The sequence below is a fragment of the Pseudomonas sp. TNT2022 ID1044 genome (genome assembly GCF_028656895.1).
GTDB lineage: Bacteria > Pseudomonadota > Gammaproteobacteria > Pseudomonadales > Pseudomonadaceae > Aquipseudomonas > Aquipseudomonas reinekei.
The window spans coordinates 277,536-298,614 of record NZ_JAMDHB010000006.1 but is presented as its reverse complement, the minus strand read 5'-3'; the positions used below and the strand labels follow the sequence as shown (position 1 = coordinate 298,614).

General features: G+C 60.7%; 19 protein-coding genes. 15 read left to right on the top strand and 4 right to left on the bottom strand.

What is annotated here, in order from left to right:
* The first annotated feature begins 4 nt into the window (after nucleotides 1-4).
* From M5G20_RS09655 to M5G20_RS09645, 3 genes are all read left to right on the top strand, one after another.
* Nucleotides 5-670, top strand: coding sequence for a fumarylacetoacetate hydrolase family protein (locus M5G20_RS09655; RefSeq protein WP_110747904.1), 666 nt, complete (start codon nucleotides 5-7; stop codon nucleotides 668-670).
* A 188-nt stretch (nucleotides 671-858) separates the two neighbouring features.
* Nucleotides 859-1,785, top strand: a complete 927-nt coding sequence (locus M5G20_RS09650) for an SdiA-regulated domain-containing protein (RefSeq protein WP_273918957.1) — start codon at nucleotides 859-861, stop codon at nucleotides 1,783-1,785.
* Between the two features lie 116 nt (nucleotides 1,786-1,901).
* Nucleotides 1,902-2,819, top strand: a complete 918-nt coding sequence (locus M5G20_RS09645; RefSeq protein ID WP_273918956.1) for an SdiA-regulated domain-containing protein — start codon at nucleotides 1,902-1,904, stop codon at nucleotides 2,817-2,819.
* A gap of 122 nt (nucleotides 2,820-2,941) precedes the next feature.
* Here the strand turns inward: M5G20_RS09645 and rpiA are convergent, their stop codons facing one another.
* Nucleotides 2,942-3,616: a ribose-5-phosphate isomerase RpiA gene (gene rpiA / locus M5G20_RS09640; RefSeq protein WP_273918955.1), complete on the bottom strand. Its 675-nt coding sequence runs from the start codon at nucleotides 3,614-3,616 to the stop codon at nucleotides 2,942-2,944.
* Between the two features lie 178 nt (nucleotides 3,617-3,794).
* Between rpiA and ilvA the strand changes: the two genes are divergently transcribed.
* Together ilvA and M5G20_RS09630 are read left to right on the top strand one after the other, a co-directional pair.
* On the top strand, nucleotides 3,795-5,309 hold the full coding sequence (gene ilvA, locus M5G20_RS09635; protein WP_273918954.1) for a threonine ammonia-lyase, biosynthetic: 1,515 nt from the start codon (nucleotides 3,795-3,797) through the stop codon (nucleotides 5,307-5,309).
* Nucleotides 5,310-5,348: 39 nt separating this feature from the next.
* A complete protein-coding gene (locus tag M5G20_RS09630) occupies nucleotides 5,349-5,774 on the top strand; it encodes a DUF2269 domain-containing protein (RefSeq protein ID WP_273918953.1) in 426 nt (141 codons plus the stop codon).
* A gap of 117 nt (nucleotides 5,775-5,891) precedes the next feature.
* On the opposite strand, the gene M5G20_RS09625 is transcribed toward M5G20_RS09630, so the two are convergent.
* Nucleotides 5,892-6,548: an HAD family hydrolase gene (locus tag M5G20_RS09625; protein ID WP_273918952.1), complete on the bottom strand. Its 657-nt coding sequence runs from the start codon at nucleotides 6,546-6,548 to the stop codon at nucleotides 5,892-5,894.
* A 143-nt stretch (nucleotides 6,549-6,691) separates the two neighbouring features.
* Here M5G20_RS09625 and M5G20_RS09620 point away from each other — a divergent pair, with 143 nt between their 5' ends.
* Nucleotides 6,692-7,171, top strand: coding sequence for an RNA pyrophosphohydrolase (locus M5G20_RS09620; RefSeq protein ID WP_028623697.1), 480 nt, complete (start codon nucleotides 6,692-6,694; stop codon nucleotides 7,169-7,171).
* Between the two features lie 22 nt (nucleotides 7,172-7,193).
* The gene (ptsP, locus tag M5G20_RS09615; RefSeq protein WP_150734120.1) at nucleotides 7,194-9,473 is read left to right on the top strand and encodes a phosphoenolpyruvate--protein phosphotransferase; all 2,280 of its coding nucleotides are present in this window, start codon (nucleotides 7,194-7,196) and stop codon (nucleotides 9,471-9,473) included.
* 128 nt (nucleotides 9,474-9,601) lie between these two features.
* On the opposite strand, the gene M5G20_RS09610 is transcribed toward ptsP, so the two are convergent.
* Nucleotides 9,602-10,348 (bottom strand): NRDE family protein, encoded by a 747-nt coding sequence (locus tag M5G20_RS09610; RefSeq protein WP_273918951.1) that lies wholly within the window; start codon nucleotides 10,346-10,348, stop codon nucleotides 9,602-9,604.
* Between the two features lie 133 nt (nucleotides 10,349-10,481).
* On the opposite strand from M5G20_RS09610, the gene M5G20_RS09605 reads away from it, so the two are divergent.
* From M5G20_RS09605 to M5G20_RS09595, 3 genes are all read left to right on the top strand, one after another.
* Nucleotides 10,482-11,264 (top strand): sulfite exporter TauE/SafE family protein, encoded by a 783-nt coding sequence (locus M5G20_RS09605; protein ID WP_273918950.1) that lies wholly within the window; start codon nucleotides 10,482-10,484, stop codon nucleotides 11,262-11,264.
* A gap of 76 nt (nucleotides 11,265-11,340) precedes the next feature.
* Nucleotides 11,341-12,147 (top strand): prolipoprotein diacylglyceryl transferase, encoded by an 807-nt coding sequence (gene lgt, locus M5G20_RS09600; protein ID WP_150701796.1) that lies wholly within the window; start codon nucleotides 11,341-11,343, stop codon nucleotides 12,145-12,147.
* A 49-nt stretch (nucleotides 12,148-12,196) separates the two neighbouring features.
* Nucleotides 12,197-13,168 carry a thymidylate synthase gene (locus M5G20_RS09595; RefSeq protein ID WP_273918949.1) on the top strand — a complete coding sequence of 324 codons (972 nt, stop codon included), beginning with the start codon at nucleotides 12,197-12,199 and terminating at the stop codon, nucleotides 13,166-13,168.
* A 127-nt stretch (nucleotides 13,169-13,295) separates the two neighbouring features.
* Here the strand turns inward: M5G20_RS09595 and cadR are convergent, their stop codons facing one another.
* The gene (gene cadR, locus M5G20_RS09590; RefSeq protein WP_075946353.1) at nucleotides 13,296-13,745 is read right to left on the bottom strand and encodes a Cd(II)/Pb(II)-responsive transcriptional regulator; all 450 of its coding nucleotides are present in this window, start codon (nucleotides 13,743-13,745) and stop codon (nucleotides 13,296-13,298) included.
* Between the two features lie 85 nt (nucleotides 13,746-13,830).
* On the opposite strand from cadR, the gene M5G20_RS09585 reads away from it, so the two are divergent.
* The 5 genes from M5G20_RS09585 to M5G20_RS09565 all read left to right on the top strand — a co-directional run bounded on the left by M5G20_RS09585 (nucleotide 13,831) and on the right by M5G20_RS09565 (nucleotide 21,062).
* Nucleotides 13,831-16,095 (top strand): heavy metal translocating P-type ATPase, encoded by a 2,265-nt coding sequence (locus M5G20_RS09585; RefSeq protein WP_273918948.1) that lies wholly within the window; start codon nucleotides 13,831-13,833, stop codon nucleotides 16,093-16,095.
* A gap of 16 nt (nucleotides 16,096-16,111) precedes the next feature.
* The gene (locus M5G20_RS09580; protein WP_273918947.1) at nucleotides 16,112-16,975 is read left to right on the top strand and encodes a LysR family transcriptional regulator; all 864 of its coding nucleotides are present in this window, start codon (nucleotides 16,112-16,114) and stop codon (nucleotides 16,973-16,975) included.
* Nucleotides 16,976-17,196: 221 nt separating this feature from the next.
* Nucleotides 17,197-18,273: a putative 2-aminoethylphosphonate ABC transporter ATP-binding protein gene (locus M5G20_RS09575; RefSeq protein WP_212626306.1), complete on the top strand. Its 1,077-nt coding sequence runs from the start codon at nucleotides 17,197-17,199 to the stop codon at nucleotides 18,271-18,273.
* Nucleotides 18,273-19,997: a putative 2-aminoethylphosphonate ABC transporter permease subunit gene (locus M5G20_RS09570; RefSeq protein ID WP_273918946.1), complete on the top strand. Its 1,725-nt coding sequence runs from the start codon at nucleotides 18,273-18,275 to the stop codon at nucleotides 19,995-19,997. The genes M5G20_RS09575 and M5G20_RS09570 overlap by 1 nt, the downstream gene beginning before the upstream one ends.
* A 39-nt stretch (nucleotides 19,998-20,036) precedes the next feature.
* The gene (locus M5G20_RS09565; RefSeq protein WP_273918945.1) at nucleotides 20,037-21,062 is read left to right on the top strand and encodes a putative 2-aminoethylphosphonate ABC transporter substrate-binding protein; all 1,026 of its coding nucleotides are present in this window, start codon (nucleotides 20,037-20,039) and stop codon (nucleotides 21,060-21,062) included.
* Nucleotides 21,063-21,079: the final 17 nt, after the last annotated feature.

Sequence of the window (21,079 nt, the reverse complement as noted above, 5' to 3'; positions counted from 1 at the left end):
GGTAATGAGCTATCAGCACCAGTATGTCGACGGTACGCGCATTCACTTCCCGCTGGGGAAAGTGGTGTGCATCGGCCGTAACTACGCCGAACACGCCAAGGAACTGGACAACCCGGTACCGACCGAGCCGCTGCTGTTCATCAAGCCGGGCAGTTGTGTGGTGCCGCTGGAAGGCGGTTTCAGCATTCCGACCGAGCGCGGTTCGGTGCATTACGAAGCGGAAATCGCGGTGTTGATCGGCAAGCCCTTGTCGACCAAACCGAGTGTTGAAGAAGTGCTCGATGCCATCTCCGGCTTCGCACCGGCCCTGGACCTGACGCTGCGCGACAAGCAGGCCGAGCTGAAATCCAAGGGCCTGCCGTGGGAAATTGCCAAGTCCTTCGACGGCGCGGCGGTGATCGCCCCGTTCGTGTCCGGCAGCACGTTTGCTGACCTGACCGACATCGGCATCCGCCTGACCATCAACGGCGAAGTGCGCCAGGACGGTAACAGCAGCGCGATGCTCAACCCGATCGTGCCGATGATCCAGCACATGGCCGGCTGCTTCTCGTTGCAGGCCGGGGACGTGATCCTCACCGGCACGCCAGTGGGCGTTGGTCCGCTGAACGTCGGCGACGAAATCGTTCTGGAACTGCCGGGCGCCAGCCGCTTCACCAGCAGCGTTCGTTAATCCAGCGGCAAACCCCGTAGGCGCTGGCAAGCCAGCTCCTACGGGGGTGTTTTTACGCCCGCATAGGGCTATCCCGCCATTTCCCGTTTTTTTCACATCTTGTCTGGATAATTCCAGGGCTTTCGGCGTCTGAGCCGATCCCAATTGTGCTATTACCCTTAGCCTGAATTTCTGGATGCATTCACTCGATGGCCACCCCACCGCTACCCACGCTGAAAACCGCTCGCCGCTCGCGCTTTGCCTTGCGATGGTATTCCTGGCTCTTGTTGGTGGTCGCTGCCGCCTATGGCCTTGCGTTCGCCATGCATTGGGACGACCGAGGGGTGCTTTGGCTGCAGGAGCGTTTTGAAAGCCCGGCCGAGCGCCAGGAGAGTATCTGGCTGCCGGATTACCAGGCGATCATCGATGCCAAGCCGCTGCCCGGCATGGAAAAGGACGAGGCTTCGGACCTGGCCTACGACCCACAGACCAAAACCCTGTTTTCGGTGATGGGTAAAAACCCGTTCCTGGTCGAGCTGACATTGCAGGGGGACGTGCTGCGTAAAATTCCGCTGGTGGGCTGGAGCAATCCTGAGGGCGTGACGGTGATGGGCAACGGCCAATTGGCCATCGTCGATGAGCGCAATCATGTGATTACGATCGTCAAGGTCGATGCCGATACCCGCGAGCTGAACATCGCCGATTTCCCGAAATACGACCTCGGGCCGTCGAAAGACCAGAACAAAGCGTTCGAAGCCATCACCTGGGATGCGCGCAATCAGCAGTTGTTGCTCGGCGAAGAGCGTCCTCCGGCGCTATTCACCTGGAAAAGTGATGGCCAGAAACTGATCGGCGACAAGCAGGCACTGGCCAGTGAAGAACTGGACATCCGCAATCTGTCAGCCCTCGCCATCGACCCGCGGACCGGCCACACCCTGGTGTTGTCTGCGGACTCGCACCTTTTGCTCGAACTTGACGAAAAAGGCGAGCAGGTCAGTTTCATGACGCTGTTGCGCGGTTTCAATGGCCTGAAAAAGACCATCCCCCGTGCCGAAGGCGTGACCATGGACGAGGCCGGCAACCTGTACTTCGTGAGCGAGCCGAACCTGTTTTACCGTTTCGAAAAACAGCGTTGAACATTTTATGTAGGAAATTAGAGAGGCGATTGTAGGAACGGGCAAGTGGCCATTAAGCTTTAATTCAGACAGCCGTGATATTTCATCCGCCTGATCTAATTCCGAGCCTGCCTCCAATGCGTCGATTTGCCCGTCCCAAACCCCTGATTCTCATGCTGTCGGTGATTGCGTTGATCGTGTTGATTGCGGTCGGCCAGTACCTGCGTCTGTTTGAACGTACCTGGTTCAACCTGCATTCGCTGTGGCAGCCGTTGAGTGCGCAGTCCATTGCGCTTGATCAGTACCAGGTGGTCCTGGAAGCGCAGGTCATCGAGGGGCTCGATGATGACGTCTCTGCATTGACCTACGATCCGGTGCGCAAAAGCCTGTTCACCGTCACCAATAAAAATTCGGAGCTGATCGAGCTGTCCCTCGACGGCAAGATCTTGCGCCGCATTGCGCTGATCGGCTTTGGCGATCCGGAAGCCGTTGAGTACATCAGTGCCGACACTTACGTGATCACCGACGAGCGTGAGCAGCGTCTGATCAAGATCCGGCTGGAGCCTGACACCACCTTCCTTGACTCAGCAGATGCGGAACAGATGACCCTGGGTGTGCACATGAGCGGCAACAAGGGATTTGAGGGCCTGGCTTACGATTCGGTGGGCAAGCGTCTGTTCGTTGCCAAGGAGCGCGACCCGATGCTGATCTATGAAGTGCACGGGTTTCCCCACTTCAATCCGGAAAAATCCTACGCGGTGCACGTAATCAACAATCCCAAGCGCGATGCCGGGATGTTCGTGCGTGATCTGTCGAGCCTGCAATACGACGAGCGCAGCGGCCACTTGATGGCGCTGTCCGACGAGTCACGGTTGATTCTGGAGCTGGATGTGGACGGTCGACCTTTGAGCACCATGTCGCTGAGCAAGGGGCGCCAGGGGCTGCAAAAGACTGTGCCGCAAGCGGAAGGGATCGCCATGGACGACGACGGTACGATGTACCTGGTGAGCGAGCCGAACCTGTTTTACGTTTTCAAAAAACCAGCGCAGCCCTAAGTCAGAATCACGACCCTGTAGGAGCTGGCTTGCCAGCGATGGGGCCATAACATTCAACATCTTCGTTGACTGTTACGCGGTCATCGCTGGCAAGCCAGCTCCTACAAGGGTTGTGCGTGTTCTTACTGAGCGCGCAGGGTCTTCACGCCTTCGCTGGTCCCCAGTAACAGCAGGTCCGCAGGACGCGCCGCGAACAAACCATTGGTCACCACGCCGACGATCGCATTGATCTGCGTCTCCAGCTCCACCGGATTGGTGATCTGCAGGTTGTACACGTCGAGGATGATGTTGCCGTTGTCAGTCAGTACGCCTTCGCGGTAGACCGGATCGCCGCCCAGTTTCACCAGTTGGCGCGCTACGTGGCTGCGGGCCATCGGGATCACTTCGACCGGCAGCGGGAATGCGCCGAGGACAGGCACCAGCTTACTGGCGTCAGCGATGCAGATGAAAGTCTTGGCCACGGCCGCGACGATCTTCTCGCGGGTCAGGGCTGCGCCGCCGCCCTTGATCAGGTTCAGGTGTTCGTCGCTTTCATCGGCGCCGTCGACATAGAACTCCAGGTCGCTGACGGTGTTCAGTTCGTACACCGCAATCCCGTGGCCCTTGAGGCGCGCGGCGGTGGCTTCGGAACTGGCTACCGCGCCATCGAAAGCACCCTTGTGTTGGGCCAGGGCGTCGATGAAACAGTTGGCGGTGGAGCCGGTGCCGACACCGACGATGCTCTTGTCGTCGAGTTTCGGAAGGATGAAGTCGACGGCGGCCTGAGCCACTGCCTGTTTGAGTTGATCCTGGGTCATGCGGGCTCCGAGGTGCCGAAGAGGAGGGAACGAAAGGCCGGCATTATAGGCTTCGCGGTGGTGGAGGGGGAAACACTCCCTCGCCACAGGGCTAAAACCTCTGCATTCGTGTGGTCGTGTGCCCAAAAGCCGGGTTAGACTCCGTGGTCCTGCCCAACTCGCTCAGTGATGCTTTCCGATGCTTGAACAGTACGTCAAAAAGATCCTCACCTCGCGCGTTTATGACGTCGCCGTTGAAACCCCATTGCAGTCTGCCCGCCAACTCTCTGAGCGGTTGGGCAACGATATCTGGCTCAAGCGTGAAGACTTGCAGCCGGTGTTCTCGTTCAAGATTCGCGGCGCCTATAACAAGCTGACCCAACTGAGCGATGAAGAGCGTGCTCGCGGCGTGGTCACGGCTTCGGCCGGCAACCATGCGCAAGGCCTGGCCCTGGCGGCCAAGGTATTGGGCGTGAAAGCGACCATCGTCATGCCCAAGACCACCCCCGAGATCAAGGTTGAAGGCGTCCGTTCGCGCGGTGGCAAAGTGGTGCTGCATGGGGATTCGTTCCCCGAAGCCCTGGCCTACTCGCTGAAACTGGTCGACGAAAAAGGCTACGTCTACATTCACCCCTATGACGATCCCCACACCATTGCCGGGCAGGGCACGGTGGCCATGGAGATTTTGCGCCAGCACCCGCAGCCGCTGGATGCGATTTTCGTCCCGGTCGGCGGTGGCGGCCTGATCGCCGGCATCGCGGCGTACGTGAAGTATCTGCGCCCGGACATCAAAATCATCGGCGTCGAGCCGGACGACTCCAACTGCCTGCAAGCGGCCATGGCGGCGGGCGAGCGCGTGGTGCTGCCGACTGTGGGCATCTTCGCCGATGGCGTGGCAGTGGCGCAGATCGGCCAGCACACCTTCGAGATCTGCAAAGACCATGTCGATGAAGTCATCACCGTCAGCACCGATGAAATCTGCGCGGCGATCAAGGATATCTACGACGATACCCGCTCGATCACCGAACCTGCCGGCGCGTTGGGCGTGGCCGGGATCAAGAAGTACGTCGAGCAGCGTGGTGTGACCGGGCAGACCTTCGTGGCCATCGACTCCGGCGCGAACGTCAACTTCGACCGCCTGCGTCATGTCGCCGAACGCGCCGAGTTGGGCGAGGGCCGTGAAGCGATCATCGCGGTGACCATTCCCGAGAAACCGGGCAGTTTCAAGGCGTTCTGCGAAGCCGTTGGCAAGCGCCAGATCACTGAATTCAACTATCGCTACAACACCGGAAGCGAAGCGCACATCTTTGTTGGCGTGCAGACGCACCCGGAAACCGACCCACGCAGTGCGCTGATCGCCAGCCTGAGCGAGCAGGGCTTCCCGGTGGTCGACCTGACCGACAACGAACTGGCCAAGTTGCACATCCGTCACATGGTCGGTGGCCGCGCAGCGCATGTAGTCGACGAAGTGATCCTGCGTTTCGAATTCCCGGAACGTCCGGGGGCGTTGTTCAACTTCCTTAATAAGCTCGGCGGACGCTGGAACATTTCGATGTTCCACTACCGCAACCATGGCGCGGCGGACGGTCGGGTAGTCGCGGGCCTGCAAGTGCCTCACGACGAGCGTCACCTGGTGCCGGCAGCGCTGGAAGAAATCGGTTACCCGTACTGGGATGAAAGCGACAACCCGGCCTATCAGCTGTTTCTTGGCTGAGCGGCTACGCTGATGGGCAAGGCATAAGGAAATCGAACCATGGAAACGTTAACGGCCCTGAAAATGGCGCACACCGCGGCGACGGCAATACTGTTGGGCTGTGCGCTGGGGCTGGGCATATGGGTCTGGCAAGCGCGGCGCACTGGCGATGCGACTGCCGGGGCACGTACGCTGCAGCGGCCAAGGGTGTTCGTTTGGCTGCTGATGGGCATTGCGTTGCTGAGTATGCCGTTCACCGGTTGGTGGATGGTGCACCTGGTGGGCTGGCCGCTGGGGCAGAACTGGTTGCTGGCGTCGAGCGTGCTGTACACCGTGGCGGCACTGGCGTGGTTCTGGCTGCTGGTGCGGCTGAACAAACTGCGCAAGGCGCCGGGCGCCGTGGGCAAATTTACCTTTGCCTTGGCGTTGTTCAGTTTTGTCTGCTTTATCGCGATTGCCGGGTTGATGGGCGCCAAGCCTGTCTAGGCTTAAGACCGAGTCGCCCCAATCGCTGGCAAGCCAGCTCCTACAGGATCTTCAGTGAACACATAATTTGTGGACGCTTGAAAACCTGTAGGAGCCGGCTTGCTGGCGATGGCGTAATCAGTCGCGCAGGCTAATCACCGGCCACCCACGCTTCTCGGCTTCGGCCCGCAGATTCGGATCAGGATCGACGGCAACTGGATTCGTCACCTCCTCCAGCAACGCCAAATCATTCATCGAGTCGCTATAGAAGTAGCTGTCTTCCAGCGAGTGCCCGGTCTCCTCCAGCCAGCGATTCAGGCGTGTCACCTTGCCTTCGCGGAAGCACGGCACGTCGGTGCTGCGTCCGGTATAACGGCCGTCAAGCATTTCGCACTCGGTGGCGATCAGGGTTTCGACGCCCAGGCGCTCGGCAATCGGCCCGGTGACGAAGCGGTTGGTGGCGGTGATGATCACCAGCTTGTCGCCAGCTTCGCGGTGCCTGGCCAGCAGCTCGATGGCCTTGGGCAACATGATCGGCTCGATGCAATCGCGCATGTAGTCGCTGTGCCAGAGCTCCAGCGTCGCCATTTCGGTGCGGCCGAGGACTTCCAGGCAGAAGTTCAGGTACGCGGCGTTGTCCAGCTTGCCCGCCAGGTAGTCCTGATAGAACTCGTCGTTTCGAGTCTTGTAGGCGATGGGATCGAGGAAGCCTCGCTCACACAGGTAATCGCCCCAGGCATGGTCGCTGTCGCCGCCCAGAAGCGTGTTGTCCAAGTCGAATAAAGCCAGCCGCATTGCAGTTACTCGCTGAAAAGTCTGTAGAAAGGTCTCCAGAATACGTACTTTTCACAAGAGTGCACATAAGGTAGGCCGGCGCGTTGCTGCCTTCACAACCTTTGTGGAACAATGCGGCGACATGCGTTTGCGAGGTTGTTGCCGTGATCGACCCCGATGGTTTCCGTCCTAATGTCGGGATCATTCTCACGAATGATGCCGGCCAGGTGCTATGGGCTCGCCGAATCAATCAGGATGCCTGGCAGTTTCCTCAAGGTGGGATCAACCCCCAGGAGACGCCGGAAGACGCCTTGTACCGCGAGCTGAACGAAGAAGTGGGGCTGGAGCGCGAAGATGTTGAAATACTCGCCTGCACCCGGGGCTGGTTGCGCTATCGTTTGCCGCAACGTCTGGTCCGCACGCACAGCCAACCGCTGTGCATCGGCCAGAAACAGAAATGGTTTCTCCTGCGCCTGATCTCCAATGAGCAGCGGGTGCGGATGGATTTGACCGGTAAACCGGAGTTCGATGGCTGGCGCTGGGTCAGCTATTGGTATCCGTTGGGCCAGGTGGTGACATTCAAGCGCGAGGTGTATCGACGCGCTCTCAAAGAGCTTGCCCCGCGCCTTTTATCGCGCGACTGACGACGGAGTTCGACCCCGAGCCATGCTCAATACGCTGCGCAAGATCGTCCAGGAAGTTAACTCCGCCAAGGATCTCAAGGCGGCGTTGGGGATTATTGTGTTGCGCGTCAAAGAGGCCATGGGCAGCCAGGTCTGCTCGGTCTACCTGCTTGATCCAGAGACCAACCGTTTCGTGCTGATGGCCACCGAGGGCTTGAACAAGCGCTCGATCGGCAAGGTCAGCATGGCGCCCAATGAAGGTCTGGTCGGTCTGGTCGGCACGCGTGAAGAACCCCTGAACCTCGAAAACGCCGCGGATCACCCGCGCTACCGCTACTTCGCCGAGACCGGTGAAGAGCGTTACGCCTCGTTCCTCGGGGCGCCGATCATTCACCACCGCCGCGTCGTCGGCGTGTTGGTCATCCAGCAAAAAGAACGTCGCCAGTTCGACGAAGGTGAAGAAGCCTTCCTCGTGACCATGAGCGCGCAGCTCGCCGGCGTTATCGCCCACGCCGAGGCGACGGGGTCGATCCGTGGCCTGGGCCGTCAGGGCAAAGGCATCCAGGAAGCCAAGTTCGTCGGCGTCCCGGGGTCACCGGGGGCGGCGGTCGGTACGGCGGTGGTCATGCTGCCACCGGCCGATCTGGACGTGGTCCCCGACAAGACCATCACCGATATCGACGCTGAACTCGGGCTGTTCAAAACCGCCATCGAAGGCGTGCGCGCCGACATGCGTACGTTGTCGGCCAAGCTCGCCACCCAGTTGCGCCCGGAAGAGCGGGCGTTGTTCGACGTCTACCTGATGATGCTCGACGATGCCGCGCTGGGCAACGAAGTCACCACCGTGATCAAGACCGGCCAGTGGGCGCAGGGCGCATTGCGTCAGGTGGTCACCGATCACGTCAACCGTTTCGAACTGATGGACGATGCCTACCTGCGTGAGCGTGCGTCCGACGTCAAAGACCTCGGTCGCCGGTTGCTCGCCTACTTGCAGGAAGAGCGCCAGCAAACCCTGGTCTACCCCGACAACACCATTCTGGTCAGCGAGGAACTGACGCCGGCCATGCTCGGCGAGGTGCCGGAAGACAAGTTGGTGGGCCTGGTGTCGGTACTGGGTTCGGGTAACTCCCACGTCGCGATCCTTGCCCGGGCCATGGGCATTCCGACGGTGATGGGCCTGGTCGACCTGCCGTATTCCAAGGTCGACGGCATCGGCATGATCGTCGACGGTCACCGCGGCGAGGTCTACACCAACCCCAGCGACGTGCTGCGCAAGCAGTTCGCCGAAGTGGTGGAAGAAGAGAAACAACTGGCCCTGGGCCTTGATGCGCTGCGTGATCTGCCGTGTATCACGGTCGATGGCCACCGCATGCCGCTGTGGGTCAACACCGGCCTGCTGGCGGACGTGGCGCGCGCGCAGAAGCGCGGTGCCGAAGGCGTTGGTCTGTACCGCACCGAAGTGCCGTTCATGATCAACCAGCGATTCCCGAGCGAAAAAGAACAACTGGCGATCTACCGCGAGCAGTTGGCCGCGTTCCACCCGCAACCGGTGACCATGCGCAGCCTGGACATTGGCGGTGACAAGGCGCTGTCGTACTTCCCGATCAAGGAAGACAACCCGTTCCTCGGCTGGCGCGGGATTCGCGTCACCCTCGACCACCCGGAAATCTTCCTGGTGCAGACCCGCGCCATGCTCAAGGCCAGTGAAGGCTTGAACAACTTGCGGATTCTGCTGCCGATGATCTCCGGCACACACGAACTCGAAGAAGCCCTGCACCTGATCCACCGGGCCTGGGGTGAAGTGCGCGACGAAGGCACCGATGTGCCGATGCCGCCGATTGGCGTGATGATCGAAATTCCGGCGGCGGTGTACCAGACCAAGGAACTGGCGCGGCAGGTGGACTTCCTGTCGGTCGGCTCCAACGACCTGACTCAATACCTGCTGGCCGTGGACCGCAACAACCCGCGGGTCGCCGATCTCTACGACTACCTGCACCCGGCGGTGCTGCAAGCCTTGCAGAATGTGGTGCGCGACGCCCATGCCGAAGGCAAGCCAGTGAGTATCTGTGGCGAGATGGCCGGTGATCCGGCGGCGGCGGTGCTGTTGATGGCGATGGGTTTCGACAGCCTGTCGATGAACGCCACCAACCTGCCGAAGGTGAAGTGGATGCTGCGTCAGATCAACCTGAGCAAGGCCAAGGAACTGCTCGCCGAACTGATGACCATCGACAACCCGCAAGTTATCCACAGCTCGCTGCAATTGGCGCTGAAGAACCTCGGGTTGGCGCGGATGATCAATCCGGCGGCAGTCAAAGCCGTCTGAAAGGCTGAGGGCCCCATCGCTGGCAAGCCAGCTCCTACAGGGTTTGGGTCGGCTCACAGGTTTGTGAACGACCCCTGGTTTGTGGGCGCTGGCTTGCCAGCGATGAGGGCAGTCCAGTCAGCAAAAAATCAAATCCTGATCTCAACTTCCCCAAGATGCCCGCCATACGGCCCGAAACTCCTTTCGACCAAATGCCGCGTCCCATCCGCCTGGACAATCAACGCCGTGCTCGCCCGCGTCCCGTAACTCTGGCTGGCAATGAACACACTCGATAACAACGTCTCGGTGGCCAACCCCACCCCGGTATCCGGCAACTCGGCAAACGGCGCGGTTTGCGCGTCACTCAATAATGCCAGCAGTGCCTGAGGCTGTGGGTCATCCAGCACCTCGCTCAACGCTGCCTTGGCCCGGAGCAATTTCGGCCATGGTGTGTCCAGCCCGGCGTTCGACAGCCCATATAGCCCAGGTGGCAGCATCACCGCTTCCGTTTCCCGGGCATTGAAATGCCACAGCTCATTTTTGTTGCCAACCAGCAGGTTAAACCCGCCATATTCCGGCGAACGGGTGACAACGTCGGCTAAATAGTCGTCAGTCGACAAGTCGCCGGTGAGAAAACGCGCCACCAACTCGCCCCGGGACTTGCGCCCCGGCGGCTGATGCGGATCTCGAATATTGGTCAGCGCAGCAAAGCGGCCGTTGACGCCCACACCGAGCCATGTGCCGCCGGCCTCCAGGTCGCGACCGGCGTAGACATGGGGTGCTTCAGGCCATTGCGCCAGCGGCAGGCTGGGGCGGGCGTAGAATTCGTCGCGGTTGGCCGCCACGATCAGCGGCTGGGCACGGTCCGGTTGCCAGGCAAGAACAATCAGGCACATAAGGTGATCCTTGTGTGTTTTTTTGCCCACTCTACGCAGTCGAGGTGCGGGTATCCATCGCCATCCAGTGGAGCCCGATGCCATGCATCCGTTACCATGCCGCTCCGGTTTTGGGGTTGGGTGGGGAAGCGGCATGGAATTTCTGCTCTATCTGGCGCTCGGCGCTTGTGCCGGGGTGCTGGCCGGGTTGTTCGGCGTCGGCGGCGGCATCATCATTGTGCCGGTGCTGGTGTTCAGCTTTACCTTGCAGGGTTTCGATGCGTCGATCCTCACCCACCTCGCCGTGGGTACATCGCTGGCGACGATCATTTTCACCTCGGTGAATGCGGTGCGTGAACATCACCGTCGCGGCGCCGTGCGCTGGCCGATTTTCGTCTGGATGACCGTCGGTATCCTGATCGGCGCCGGTTTTGGCGCGCTGACCGCCGAAGCGATCACCGGGCCGAACCTGCAGAAAATCATCGGTGTGTTTGCCCTGGTGATTGCCGTGCAACTGGCGCTGGACGTCAAACCCAAGGCCAGCCGAACGGTGCCGGGTAAACTCGGTCTGAGCGTGGCTGGCAGTGTGATCGGCTGGGCTTCGGCGATTTTCGGAATTGGCGGCGGGTCGTTGACCGTGCCGTTTTTGACCTGGCGCAGCGTGCCAATGCAGCAAGCCGTCGCCACGTCATCGGCCTGCGGCCTGCCGATCGCTTTGGCAAGTGCATTAAGTTTCATGATTCTGGGCTGGCACGATCCGCTGTTACCGGCCCATAGTCTCGGTTTTATTTATTTGCCGGCGCTGCTGGGCATTGCCCTGACCAGCATGGTTTTTGCCCGTCTCGGCGCGAAGCTGGCCCATCGGTTGTCGCCAAAGTTGCTGAAAAGACTGTTTGCCGCTTTGCTGTTCTGCGTTGGCCTGAGTTTCCTGCTCTGACGCACGGCACAATCCTGGCTTAATCCTGAGGTGACAGCGTCACCCGGGAATTGATTTGAACTCATGAGGAGTCGCAATGCTGCCTTACCCGCAGATCGACCCGGTGGCCCTGGCCATCGGTCCGCTGAAAATCCACTGGTACGGTCTTATGTACTTGATCGGCATCGGCGGCGCCTGGCTGCTGGCCTCCCGCCGGTTGAACCGCTTCGACCCGACCTGGACCAAGGAGAAACTCTCCGACATGGTGTTCTGGATGTCGATGGGGGTGATTGTTGGCGGGCGCCTGGGCTACGTGTTGTTCTACGATCTGAGTGCCTATATCGCCAACCCGCTGTTGATCTTTGAGGTGTGGAAGGGCGGCATGTCGTTCCATGGCGGCTTCATCGGCGTGATGCTGGCGGCCTTGTGGTTCGGCAAGAAGAACAACAAGTCGTTCTTCCAGCTGATGGACTTTGTTGCGCCGATGGTGCCGATCGGCCTGGGTGCGGGGCGCATCGGCAACTTCATCAACGCCGAATTGTGGGGCAAGGCCACCGACGTGCCGTGGGCGATGGTCTTCCCGACCGACCCGGCGCAACTGGCGCGTCATCCATCTCAGCTGTATCAGTTCGCCCTCGAAGGCGTGGCGCTGTTCCTGATCCTCTGGCTGTTCTCGCGCAAGCCGCGGCCAACCATGGCGGTATCGGGGATGTTCGCGCTGTTCTACGGCATCTTCCGTTTCATCGTCGAGTTCGTCCGCGTACCGGACGCGCAACTCGGCTACTTGGCCTGGAACTGGCTGACCATGGGCCAGGTGCTGTGCGTGCCGATGATCCTCGGCGGGCTGTTCCTGATCTGGCTGGCGTATCACCGCGCCCCGGCGACTCCAGCGGCAGCGGTATAAAATTCGAATCCCGCAGCGACGGCTGCGGGTTCAAGGACACAGGTAATTCATGAAGCAATATCTCGAACTGGTCGCCCACGTCATCAAGAACGGCACCAAGCAGGCCAACCGCACCGGCGTGAACACCATCAGTTTTCCCGGCGCGATGCTGCGTTACGACTTGCAGGAAGGTTTTCCGGCGATCACCACCCGCAAAATGGCGTTCAAATCGGCCATTGGCGAGATGTGCGGTTTCCTGCGTGGCGTGAACAACGCCGCCGAATTCCGTGCCTTGGGCTGCAAGGTCTGGGACCAGAACGCCAACGAAAACGCCCAGTGGCTGGCCAACCCGTTCCGCCAGGGCGCAGACGACCTGGGTGAAATCTACGGCGTGCAATGGCGCAAATGGCCGGCGTACAAGCAGATCCCGGTCAGCAACCCGGCCGCCATCGAGCAGACCCTGAGCCAGGGTTACCGCCAGATCGCTGAAGGTGAAGAAGACGGCCAGGCCTACGTGGTGCTGTACAAAGCCATCGACCAGGTTCGCCAGTGCGTCGACACCATTATCAAGGACCCGGGCAGCCGCCGCATTCTGTTCCACGGCTGGAACTGCGCGCAGCTTGATGAAATGGCCCTGCCGCCGTGCCACTTGCTGTACCAGTTCCACCCGAATGTCGAGACCAGGGAGATTTCCCTGACCCTCTACATCCGCTCCAACGACCTGGGCCTGGGCACGCCGTTCAACCTCACCGAAGGCGCCGCGCTGTTGAGCCTGATCGGTCGCCTGACCGGCTACACGCCGCGCTGGTTCACCTATTTCATTGGTGATGCCCACGTCTACGAGAATCACCTGGACATGCTCAACGAACAGCTCAAGCGCGAGCCGTTCCCGATGCCGAAACTGGTGATTTCCGACCGCGTGCCGGAGTTTGCCAAGACTGGGGAATATCAGCCGGAGTGGCTGGAGCTGGTAGAACCGAGCGACTTCTCGCTGGAAGGCTACGAGCACCACGCACCCATGACCGCGCCGATGGCGGTGTGACAATCTGCACGCAATACCCTGTGGGCAGCTAGCCTGCTAGCGATAGCGACGGCACATCCAACAATGATGTGACTGAAAAACCGCTATCGCCAGCAGGCTGGCTCCCACATTGGTTTCTGCGGTGGGGTCAGTGGCCGTGACTGCGGCCCACATGGGAATGCTCGACTTCCGTCGCTACGACCCCGCCACTCACTTCCAGCCGCTGCAAAATCCCGCATTGATCGACATCCGGCCCTTCGCCACAGCGTTGGCGCAGGTCGAGCAGTTGCGCCTGCAACGCCAGCAAACCATCGATTCGCGCTTTCACATGGTGGATATGCTCGTCGATCAACGCATTGACGCTTTCGCACTGATCCTGCGGGCTGTCACGAAGGGCCAGCAGGCTGCGGATTTCTTCGAGGGTCATGTCGAGGGTGCGGCAATTGCGGATGAACGTCAGGCGCTCAGCGTGGGCCTGGGTGTAGACGCGGTAGTTGCCGTCGCTGCGGGCCGGCTCCGGCAGCAGGTTTTCGCGCTCGTAATAGCGGATCGTTTCAACTGCGCAATCCGTGAGTTTCGCCAGCTCTCCGATCTTCATGACGAGGATCTCCAAAAAGGGTGCTTGACCCTATAGTGGCTACAGGGTCTTTACTTGGCAACAGGTACTCTTATGGACGCGACCAATGAGCGATTCCCTGCACAGCCACAAACCCGAAGACGCTTGCTGCGCCAGCAAGCTGAAGCCCGTGCCCCAACATGTACATGGCGGCCATGGTGATTCCTGCTGCTCGTCGACAGTCTCGGCGCCGGCGCCGGTGCTGGTGCAGTTGAGCGAAGCACCAAGCGCCGATGCGCGGCTGAGCAACTTCCGAATCGAAGCCATGGATTGCCCGACCGAGCAGACGCTGATTCAAAACAAGCTAGGAAAACTGACCGGTGTGCAGCAACTGGAGTTCAATTTGATCAACCGGGTGCTGGGCGTCACCCACAATCTGCCAAGCACCACACCGATCATCGACGCCATCAAATCCCTCGGCATGCACGCCGAACCCCTGGAGCAGGGTGTCGAAGGACCGCCGCCGGTGCCCGAGAAAAAATCCTGGTGGCCGTTGGCAGTGTCCGGCGTCGGTGCATTGCTGGCCGAAGTGATCCACTTCACCGCCGCTGCGCCGAATTGGGTGGTGGCGGTTATTGCGCTGATCTCGATTCTCAGTGGTGGCCTGAGCACCTATAAAAAGGGCTGGATTGCCCTGAAGAACCTCAACCTGAACATCAATGCGCTGATGAGCATCGCGGTGACCGGCGCGATCCTGATCGGGCAATGGCCGGAAGCGGCGATGGTGATGTTCCTGTTCACCGTGGCCGAGCTGATCGAAGCCAAATCCCTGGACCGCGCGCGCAACGCCATCAGCGGCCTGATGCAGATGACGCCGGAACAGGCGACGGTCTTGCAGGCAGACGGCAGTTGGGTCACCCGGGAGGTGAAGGCCATCGAGCTGGGCGCGCGGGTGCGGGTGCGTCCCGGCGAGCGCATTGCGCTGGATGGCGAGGTGCTTTCGGGTAACTCGACCATCGATCAGGCACCGATCACCGGCGAAAGCCTGCCCGTGGAAAAAACCATCGGCGACAAGGTGTTTGCCGGCACCATCAATCAGGCGGGCTCCCTGGAATACGCCGTGACGGCGGCAGCGAACAACTCGACCCTGGCGCGGATCATCCACGCCGTCGAGCAGGCCCAGGGCGCGCGGGCGCCGACCCAGCGCTTCGTCGACAGTTTCTCGAAAATCTACACGCCAGCGGTGTTTATCCTGGCGTTGGCCGTTGCGGTCATCCCGCCATTGTTCATGAATGCGTTGTGGTTTGACTGGATCTACCGGGCCTTGGTGTTGTTGGTGGTCGCCTGCCCTTGTGCCTTGGTGATCTCTACGCCAGTGACCATTGTCAGCGGCCTGGCTGCTGCCGCGCGCAAAGGCATTCTGGTCAAAGGCGGGGTTTATCTGGAGGGCGGTTACAAGCTCGACTACCTTGCTTTGGACAAGACCGGCACCCTCACCCACGGCAAACCGGTGCAGACCGATTACCTGTCGCTTGAGCCTGCCGCCGAAACTTCAGCTCCGGCGATTGCCGCTGCGCTCGCCGGTCGATCCGATCACCCGGTATCGCGGGCCATCGCCGATGCGGCTGTGGATAAACAATTCGCCCCACTCGTTGTGGATAACTTCGAAGCGCTGGGCGGGCGCGGGGTGCGTGGCGAGATCAACGGTCAGCTCTACCATTTGGGTAACCATCGTCTGGTTGAAGACCTGGGCTTGTGCTCGCCGGCGCTGGAGGAGAAGTTGTTCGCCCTGGAAAAACAGGGCAAATCGGTGGTGCTGCTGCTCGACCAATCCGGCCCATTGGCGCTGTTTGCCGTAGCCGATACGGTGAAGGAATCCAGCCGCGAAGCGATCCATCAATTGCATGATCTGGGCATCAAGACCGTGATGCTCACTGGCGATAACGTTCACACCGCCGAGGCGATTGCAGCGCAAGTCGGAATTGACGAAGCCAGGGGCGATCTGTTGCCCACCGACAAATTGCAGGCGATTGAAGCGCTGTATGCCAAAGGGCATATCGTCGGGATGGTCGGTGATGGCATCAACGATGCGCCGGCGCTGGCGCGTTCCGAGATCGGTTTCGCCATGGCGGCCGCCGGTACGGATACCGCCATCGAGACCGCTGATGTCGCCCTGATGGACGATGATCTGCGCAAAATCCCCGCTTTCATCCGCCTGTCGCGCCAGACGTCGAGCATCCTCAAACAGAACATTGCCCTGGCATTGGTCATCAAGGCAATCTTTCTTGGGGTAACCTTCGCCGGGCTCGCTACCATGTGGATGGCGGTGTTTGCCGACATGGGTGTGAGCCTGCTGGTGGTGTTCAACGGTTTGCGCCTGCTGCGCAAATAAAGGATGAGGATGGGTTGTGCTGAGTGCCGAGCTGAAGGCGTTTTATATGGTGGCCCGCCTGGGCAGCATCACCCAGGCTGCGAAAAAGCTCGGCCTGAGTCAGCCGACGGTGACGACGCAGATTCGCAACCTGGAAAGCCAGTATTCGGTGGAGTTGTTCTACCGTGGCGGCCGGCGCCTCAGCGTCAGCGATGAAGGCGCGCGGCTGTTGCCGATGGTCAAAGCGCTGATGCAGCAGGAAGCCGATATCGAGTTTTTCCTGCGCAATTGCGGCCAGGTGCAGGGCACGCTGCGCATTGCCGCGACGGCGCCTTATTACATCCTCGACCTGGTGAAGACCTTTCGCGAACGCCTGCCGCAGGTGGAGGTGTCGGTGGAAATCGGCAACTCCCAGCAAGTGCTCGAAGCATTGGAGGAGTACCGCGTCGACGTCGCGGCATCCTCGCAGTTACTCGACGATGCACGGCTGATTCGGCGGGTGCTCGGCAGCGATCCGCTGGTGCTGGCGGTGCATCGTCATCATCCGCTGGCGGTTCACAATCATGTGCCGCTCAGCGCGTTGGCCGGGCATACCCTGCTGATGCGCGAATCGGGCTCGACCACCCGACGCCTGACCGAAGCGTTGCTGGCCAGTGCCGGTGTGTGTTTCGGTCCTCTGCTGGAGATCGGCAGCCGCGAGTCGATTCGCGAGGCAGTGCTGCGCAACATCGGCATCAGCATCATTGCCCGGCAGGAAGTGCCCCATGATCCGCAATTGCGGGTGCTGACCATCGAAAATGCGCCGCAGATTCCCGAGTACCTGTATTGCCTCAAGGAACGCAAAAACGCGCGGCTGCCGGCGGCATTTCTGGGGTTGGCGCAGGAAATGTCCCCGGCCTGAGATCTGCGGTGATTGTTCGGTCCTCATCGCTGGCAAGCCAGCGCCTACAGGAATGCGCGATAACCTGTAGGCGCTGGCTTGCCAGCGATTAGGCCAGTCCAGACAACACATCACCTGAACCAAAATCCCTCAATACCACTATCGGCAGTTTTTGCCTTACTGCCATATGACGGACTCATTACAACCCTAGGATGGCCCCATCTGCCAGATGAGGCCCGTCCATGAACAATTCGATCGCAACTGCCCTGACCAATCCCGGCGCACCGATGAAGGTGCGCGGTGTACAGAAACGCTTTGGTGCGTTCACCGCGCTGGACAACGTTTCCCTCGACGTGGCGGCTGGCGAGCTGGTGTGCCTGCTCGGCCCGTCAGGCTGCGGCAAGACCACCCTGCTGCGTTGCATCGCCGGTCTGGAAAAACAGGACAGCGGCGAGTTGTACCTGGGCGATCGCGACGTTTCCCACTTGGCGCCCCAGGCGCGGGACTACGGCATTCTGTTCCAGTCCTACGCGTTGTTCCCCAATCTCACCGTTGAAGCGAACATTGCCTACGGCCTGGCCGGCAGTGGTCGCGATCAGGTGCGTCAGCGCGTCGGGCAGATGCTGGAACTGGTCGGCCTGAGCGGCAGCGAGAAAAAGTACCCGGGCCAGTTGTCCGGCGGCCAGCAGCAGCGTGTTGCCCTGGCCCGCGCCTTGGCCCCGGCACCCTCGCTGTTGCTGCTCGACGAACCGATGTCGGCCCTCGACGCCCGGGTCCGCGAGCATCTGTGCACTGAGCTGCGCCAACTGCAACGCAGCCTCGGCATCACCACCCTGATGGTTACCCACAATCAGGACGAGGCCATGCTGATGGCCGACCGCATCGCCGTGATGAACAACGGCAAGGTCGAGCAGTACGCCACGCCACAGGAAATCTACAACCGCCCGGCTACGCCGTTCGTGGCGGAGTTCGTCGGCCAGGGTAACTGGTTGCCGTTCCAGCGCAGCAGTGACAGCCACGCCCAGGTCGGCGGGATGAACATGCGCCTGGCCGATGGCAGCGCCAAGACCGCCTCGGGCCGTTTGTTCTGCCGCCCGGAAGCGATCAACGTCAATCCGCTGGTGCACGAGGAAAACCTGTTCCCGGCCAAGGTTCGTGAAATCACCTTCCTTGGCAACCGCTGCCGCATGAGCTTCGAACTCGACCAACTGCCGGGCCATGCGTTGCTGGCTGAACTGGCACCGGAAGCCATGCCGCGTCTTGGCGCACAGCAGATCATGGTCGCCTTGCCGCCACGCAGCCTGCAGGTGTTTGCCTGATGAGCGCGAACATCGCGCTGCCGCTGCCGCAAAAGCAGGTCCGGCAGATTTCCCGTGCCGAGCTGGGCGACCGGATCTTCGTGGTCGGCGGCAAAGTCCTCTTGCTGGTGTTGCTCGGCGTTGCCGTGTTGATGCCATTGCTGGCGATTTTCTGGCGTGGTTTCAGCACCGAGGCCGGACAGGGCGGTGGTTGGCTCGCTGCGAAAGAATTGGTGACCAGCGAGAACTTCCACTGGTTGCTGGGTAACAGCCTGAAGGTTTCCCTCAGCGTCGCGGCCATCGTCGTACCGCTGGCCTACCTGTTTGCCTACGCCCTGCAACGCACATTGATTCCCGGCAAAGGTATCTGGCGTGGCATCTCGCTGCTGCCATTGATGGCGCCGTCGATGCTGCCGGGCATTGCGCTGGTTTACCTGTTCGGTAACCAGGGCATGCTGCGCGGCCTGCTTTCGGACAACATCTATGGCTTCTGGGGCATTGTGCTGGGCGAGGTCATCTACACCTTCCCGCACGCCTTGATGATTTTGCTGTCGGCGTTATCCCTGGCGGATGCGCGACTGTTCGATGCCGCTTCGAGCATGGGCGCCAGTCCCGCCAAAGCGTTCCGCAGCATCACCTGGCCGGCAACACGTCAGGCGGTGTTCGCTGCGTTCTGTCTGGTATTCACCCTGACCATCACCGACTTCGGTGTGCCCGTGGTGGTCGGCGGTGACTATCAGGTGCTGGCACTGGAAGCCTACAAAGCCGTGGTCGGCCAGCAGCAATTCGGCCGCGGTGCGCTGATCGGCATGGTGCTGTTGCTGCCGGCGTTGTTCAGCTTCGGGGTTGATGCCTGGCTGCGTCGTCGTCATGGCGATTCAATGAGCGGTCGCGCCCAAGTGTTCAAACCGTTGCCGTCGACGCTGCGCGACAGCTGCTATCTGGCCATCGTGCTGCTGATCTGCGCCACGTTGCTGCTGGTGTTCGGTATGGCGGTGTTTTCGTCGCTGGTGAAGTTCTGGCCTTACAACCTGTCGCTGTCGCTCAACCATTACCAGTTCAATGACACCGCCGGAGGTGGCTGGCTGGCCTATGGCAACAGCGTGAAGATGGCGTTGTGCACCGCGTTGATCGGTAGCGTACTGATCTTTACTGGCGCCTATCTGATGGAAAAAACCCGCGGCCAGCGCGGCCTGAATCTGACACTGCGCATGCTCAGTTTCGTCCCGATGGCGGTGCCAGGCCTGGTGCTGGGCCTGGGTTACGTCTTCTTCTTCAATCTCACCGGCAACCCGCTGCACGTGCTCTACGGGACCATGACCCTGTTGGTGGTCTGCACCATTGCGCATTATTTGACCACCGCACAAATGACTGCCACTACCGCGCTGCGCCAACTCGATGCCGAGTTCGAAGCCGCCGCGCTGTCGCTCAAGGCGCCGCTGTACCGGCACTACTTGCGGGTCACCGTGCCGATTTGCCTGCCGGCGCTGCTGGACATCGTGCGTTACCTGTTCGTCTCGGCCATGACCACCGTTTCGGCGGCGATCTTCCTCTACAGCCCCGACACCATCCTCGCGGCGGTGGCGGTGCTGAACATGGACGACGCCGGCAATGTCGGCGGCGCGGCAGCGATGTCGACCCTGATTCTGTTCACCTCGGCGGGCGTGTCCCTGCTGCTGGCCTGGGCTTCGCGCGGTTTGCTGCGCCGCTCACAGGCCTGGCGGCAGACCGCGCCCGGTCATTGATATCTGCACAACCCACTCAACTCAAAACAGGAAAAGATCATGTTCAAGCCTATGGCCCTGGCCGCTGCTGTCCTTACCGCTTTCAGCCTGAACGCCTTCGCGGCGAAAACCGAGTTGACGGTGTACACCGCCCTCGAAGCCGAACAGTTGAAGACCTACAAAGAGGCTTTCGAAAAGGCCAACCCGGACGTCGAGATCAAGTGGGTTCGTGACTCCACCGGCATCATCACTGCCAAACTGCTGGCCGAAAAAGCCCGCCCGCAGGCTGACGCCGTGTGGGGCCTGGCCGCTTCGAGCCTGGCGATCCTCGACCAGCAAGGCATGCTGCAAAGCTATGCACCGAAGGACCTGGGCAAGATTGGCGCTAACTACCGCGACGCCGCCAACCCGCCAGCCTGGGTCGGCATGGACGTGTGGGCCGCAACCATTTGCTTCAACACCGTCGAAGCCGAGAAGCAGGGCCTGACCAAGCCAGTGAGCTGGCAGGACCTGACCAAGCCCGAGTACAAAGGCAAGATCGTCATGCCGAACCCGGCGTCGTCCGGCACCGGTTTCCTCGATGTCAGCGCCTGGCTGCAAACCTTCGGCGAGAAGCAGGGCTGGGCGTACATGGACGGCCTGCACCAGAACATCGGCCAGTACGTTCATTCCGGTTCCAAGCCTTGCAAACTGGCGGCGGCAGGTGAATTCCCGATTGGTATTTCCTTCGAATACCCGGCTGTTCAGCTGAAACGCCAGGGCGCGCCGCTGGACATCATCCTGCCGAAAGAAGGCCTGGGCTGGGAAATCGAGGCGACTGCAGTGATCAAGGGCACTGCCCACGAAGAAGCCGCGAAGAAACTGGCTGACTTTTCGGCCAGCCCTGAGGCGATGGAACTCTACAAAGAAAACTTCGCCGTGCTCGCCCAGCCTGGCATCGCCAAGCCGCAGACCGAACTGCCGGCCGACTACGAGCAGCGTTTGATCAAGAACGACTTTGCCTGGGCCTCGAAGAACCGCGACCAAATCCTGGCCGAATGGCGCAAGCGCTATGACGGCAAGTCCGAGAAAGTGGCGGCCAAGTAAGACCTTCATTGGCTGAC

Coding starts and splice junctions, on each gene's coding strand:
- M5G20_RS09655 (WP_110747904.1), top strand. CDS start 5: ATGAGCTATCAGCACCAGTATGTCGACGGTACGCGCATTCACTTCCCG.
- M5G20_RS09650 (WP_273918957.1), top strand. CDS start 859: ATGGCCACCCCACCGCTACCCACGCTGAAAACCGCTCGCCGCTCGCGC.
- M5G20_RS09645 (WP_273918956.1), top strand. CDS start 1,902: ATGCGTCGATTTGCCCGTCCCAAACCCCTGATTCTCATGCTGTCGGTG.
- rpiA (WP_273918955.1), bottom strand. CDS start 3,616: ATGACCCAGGATCAACTCAAACAGGCAGTGGCTCAGGCCGCCGTCGAC.
- ilvA (WP_273918954.1), top strand. CDS start 3,795: ATGCTTGAACAGTACGTCAAAAAGATCCTCACCTCGCGCGTTTATGAC.
- M5G20_RS09630 (WP_273918953.1), top strand. CDS start 5,349: ATGGAAACGTTAACGGCCCTGAAAATGGCGCACACCGCGGCGACGGCA.
- M5G20_RS09625 (WP_273918952.1), bottom strand. CDS start 6,548: ATGCGGCTGGCTTTATTCGACTTGGACAACACGCTTCTGGGCGGCGAC.
- ptsP (WP_150734120.1), top strand. CDS start 7,194: ATGCTCAATACGCTGCGCAAGATCGTCCAGGAAGTTAACTCCGCCAAG.
- M5G20_RS09610 (WP_273918951.1), bottom strand. CDS start 10,348: ATGTGCCTGATTGTTCTTGCCTGGCAACCGGACCGTGCCCAGCCGCTG.
- M5G20_RS09605 (WP_273918950.1), top strand. CDS start 10,482: ATGGAATTTCTGCTCTATCTGGCGCTCGGCGCTTGTGCCGGGGTGCTG.
- lgt (WP_150701796.1), top strand. CDS start 11,341: ATGCTGCCTTACCCGCAGATCGACCCGGTGGCCCTGGCCATCGGTCCG.
- M5G20_RS09595 (WP_273918949.1), top strand. CDS start 12,197: ATGAAGCAATATCTCGAACTGGTCGCCCACGTCATCAAGAACGGCACC.
- cadR (WP_075946353.1), bottom strand. CDS start 13,745: ATGAAGATCGGAGAGCTGGCGAAACTCACGGATTGCGCAGTTGAAACG.
- M5G20_RS09585 (WP_273918948.1), top strand. CDS start 13,831: ATGAGCGATTCCCTGCACAGCCACAAACCCGAAGACGCTTGCTGCGCC.
- M5G20_RS09575 (WP_212626306.1), top strand. CDS start 17,197: ATGAACAATTCGATCGCAACTGCCCTGACCAATCCCGGCGCACCGATG.
- M5G20_RS09570 (WP_273918946.1), top strand. CDS start 18,273: ATGAGCGCGAACATCGCGCTGCCGCTGCCGCAAAAGCAGGTCCGGCAG.
- M5G20_RS09565 (WP_273918945.1), top strand. CDS start 20,037: ATGTTCAAGCCTATGGCCCTGGCCGCTGCTGTCCTTACCGCTTTCAGC.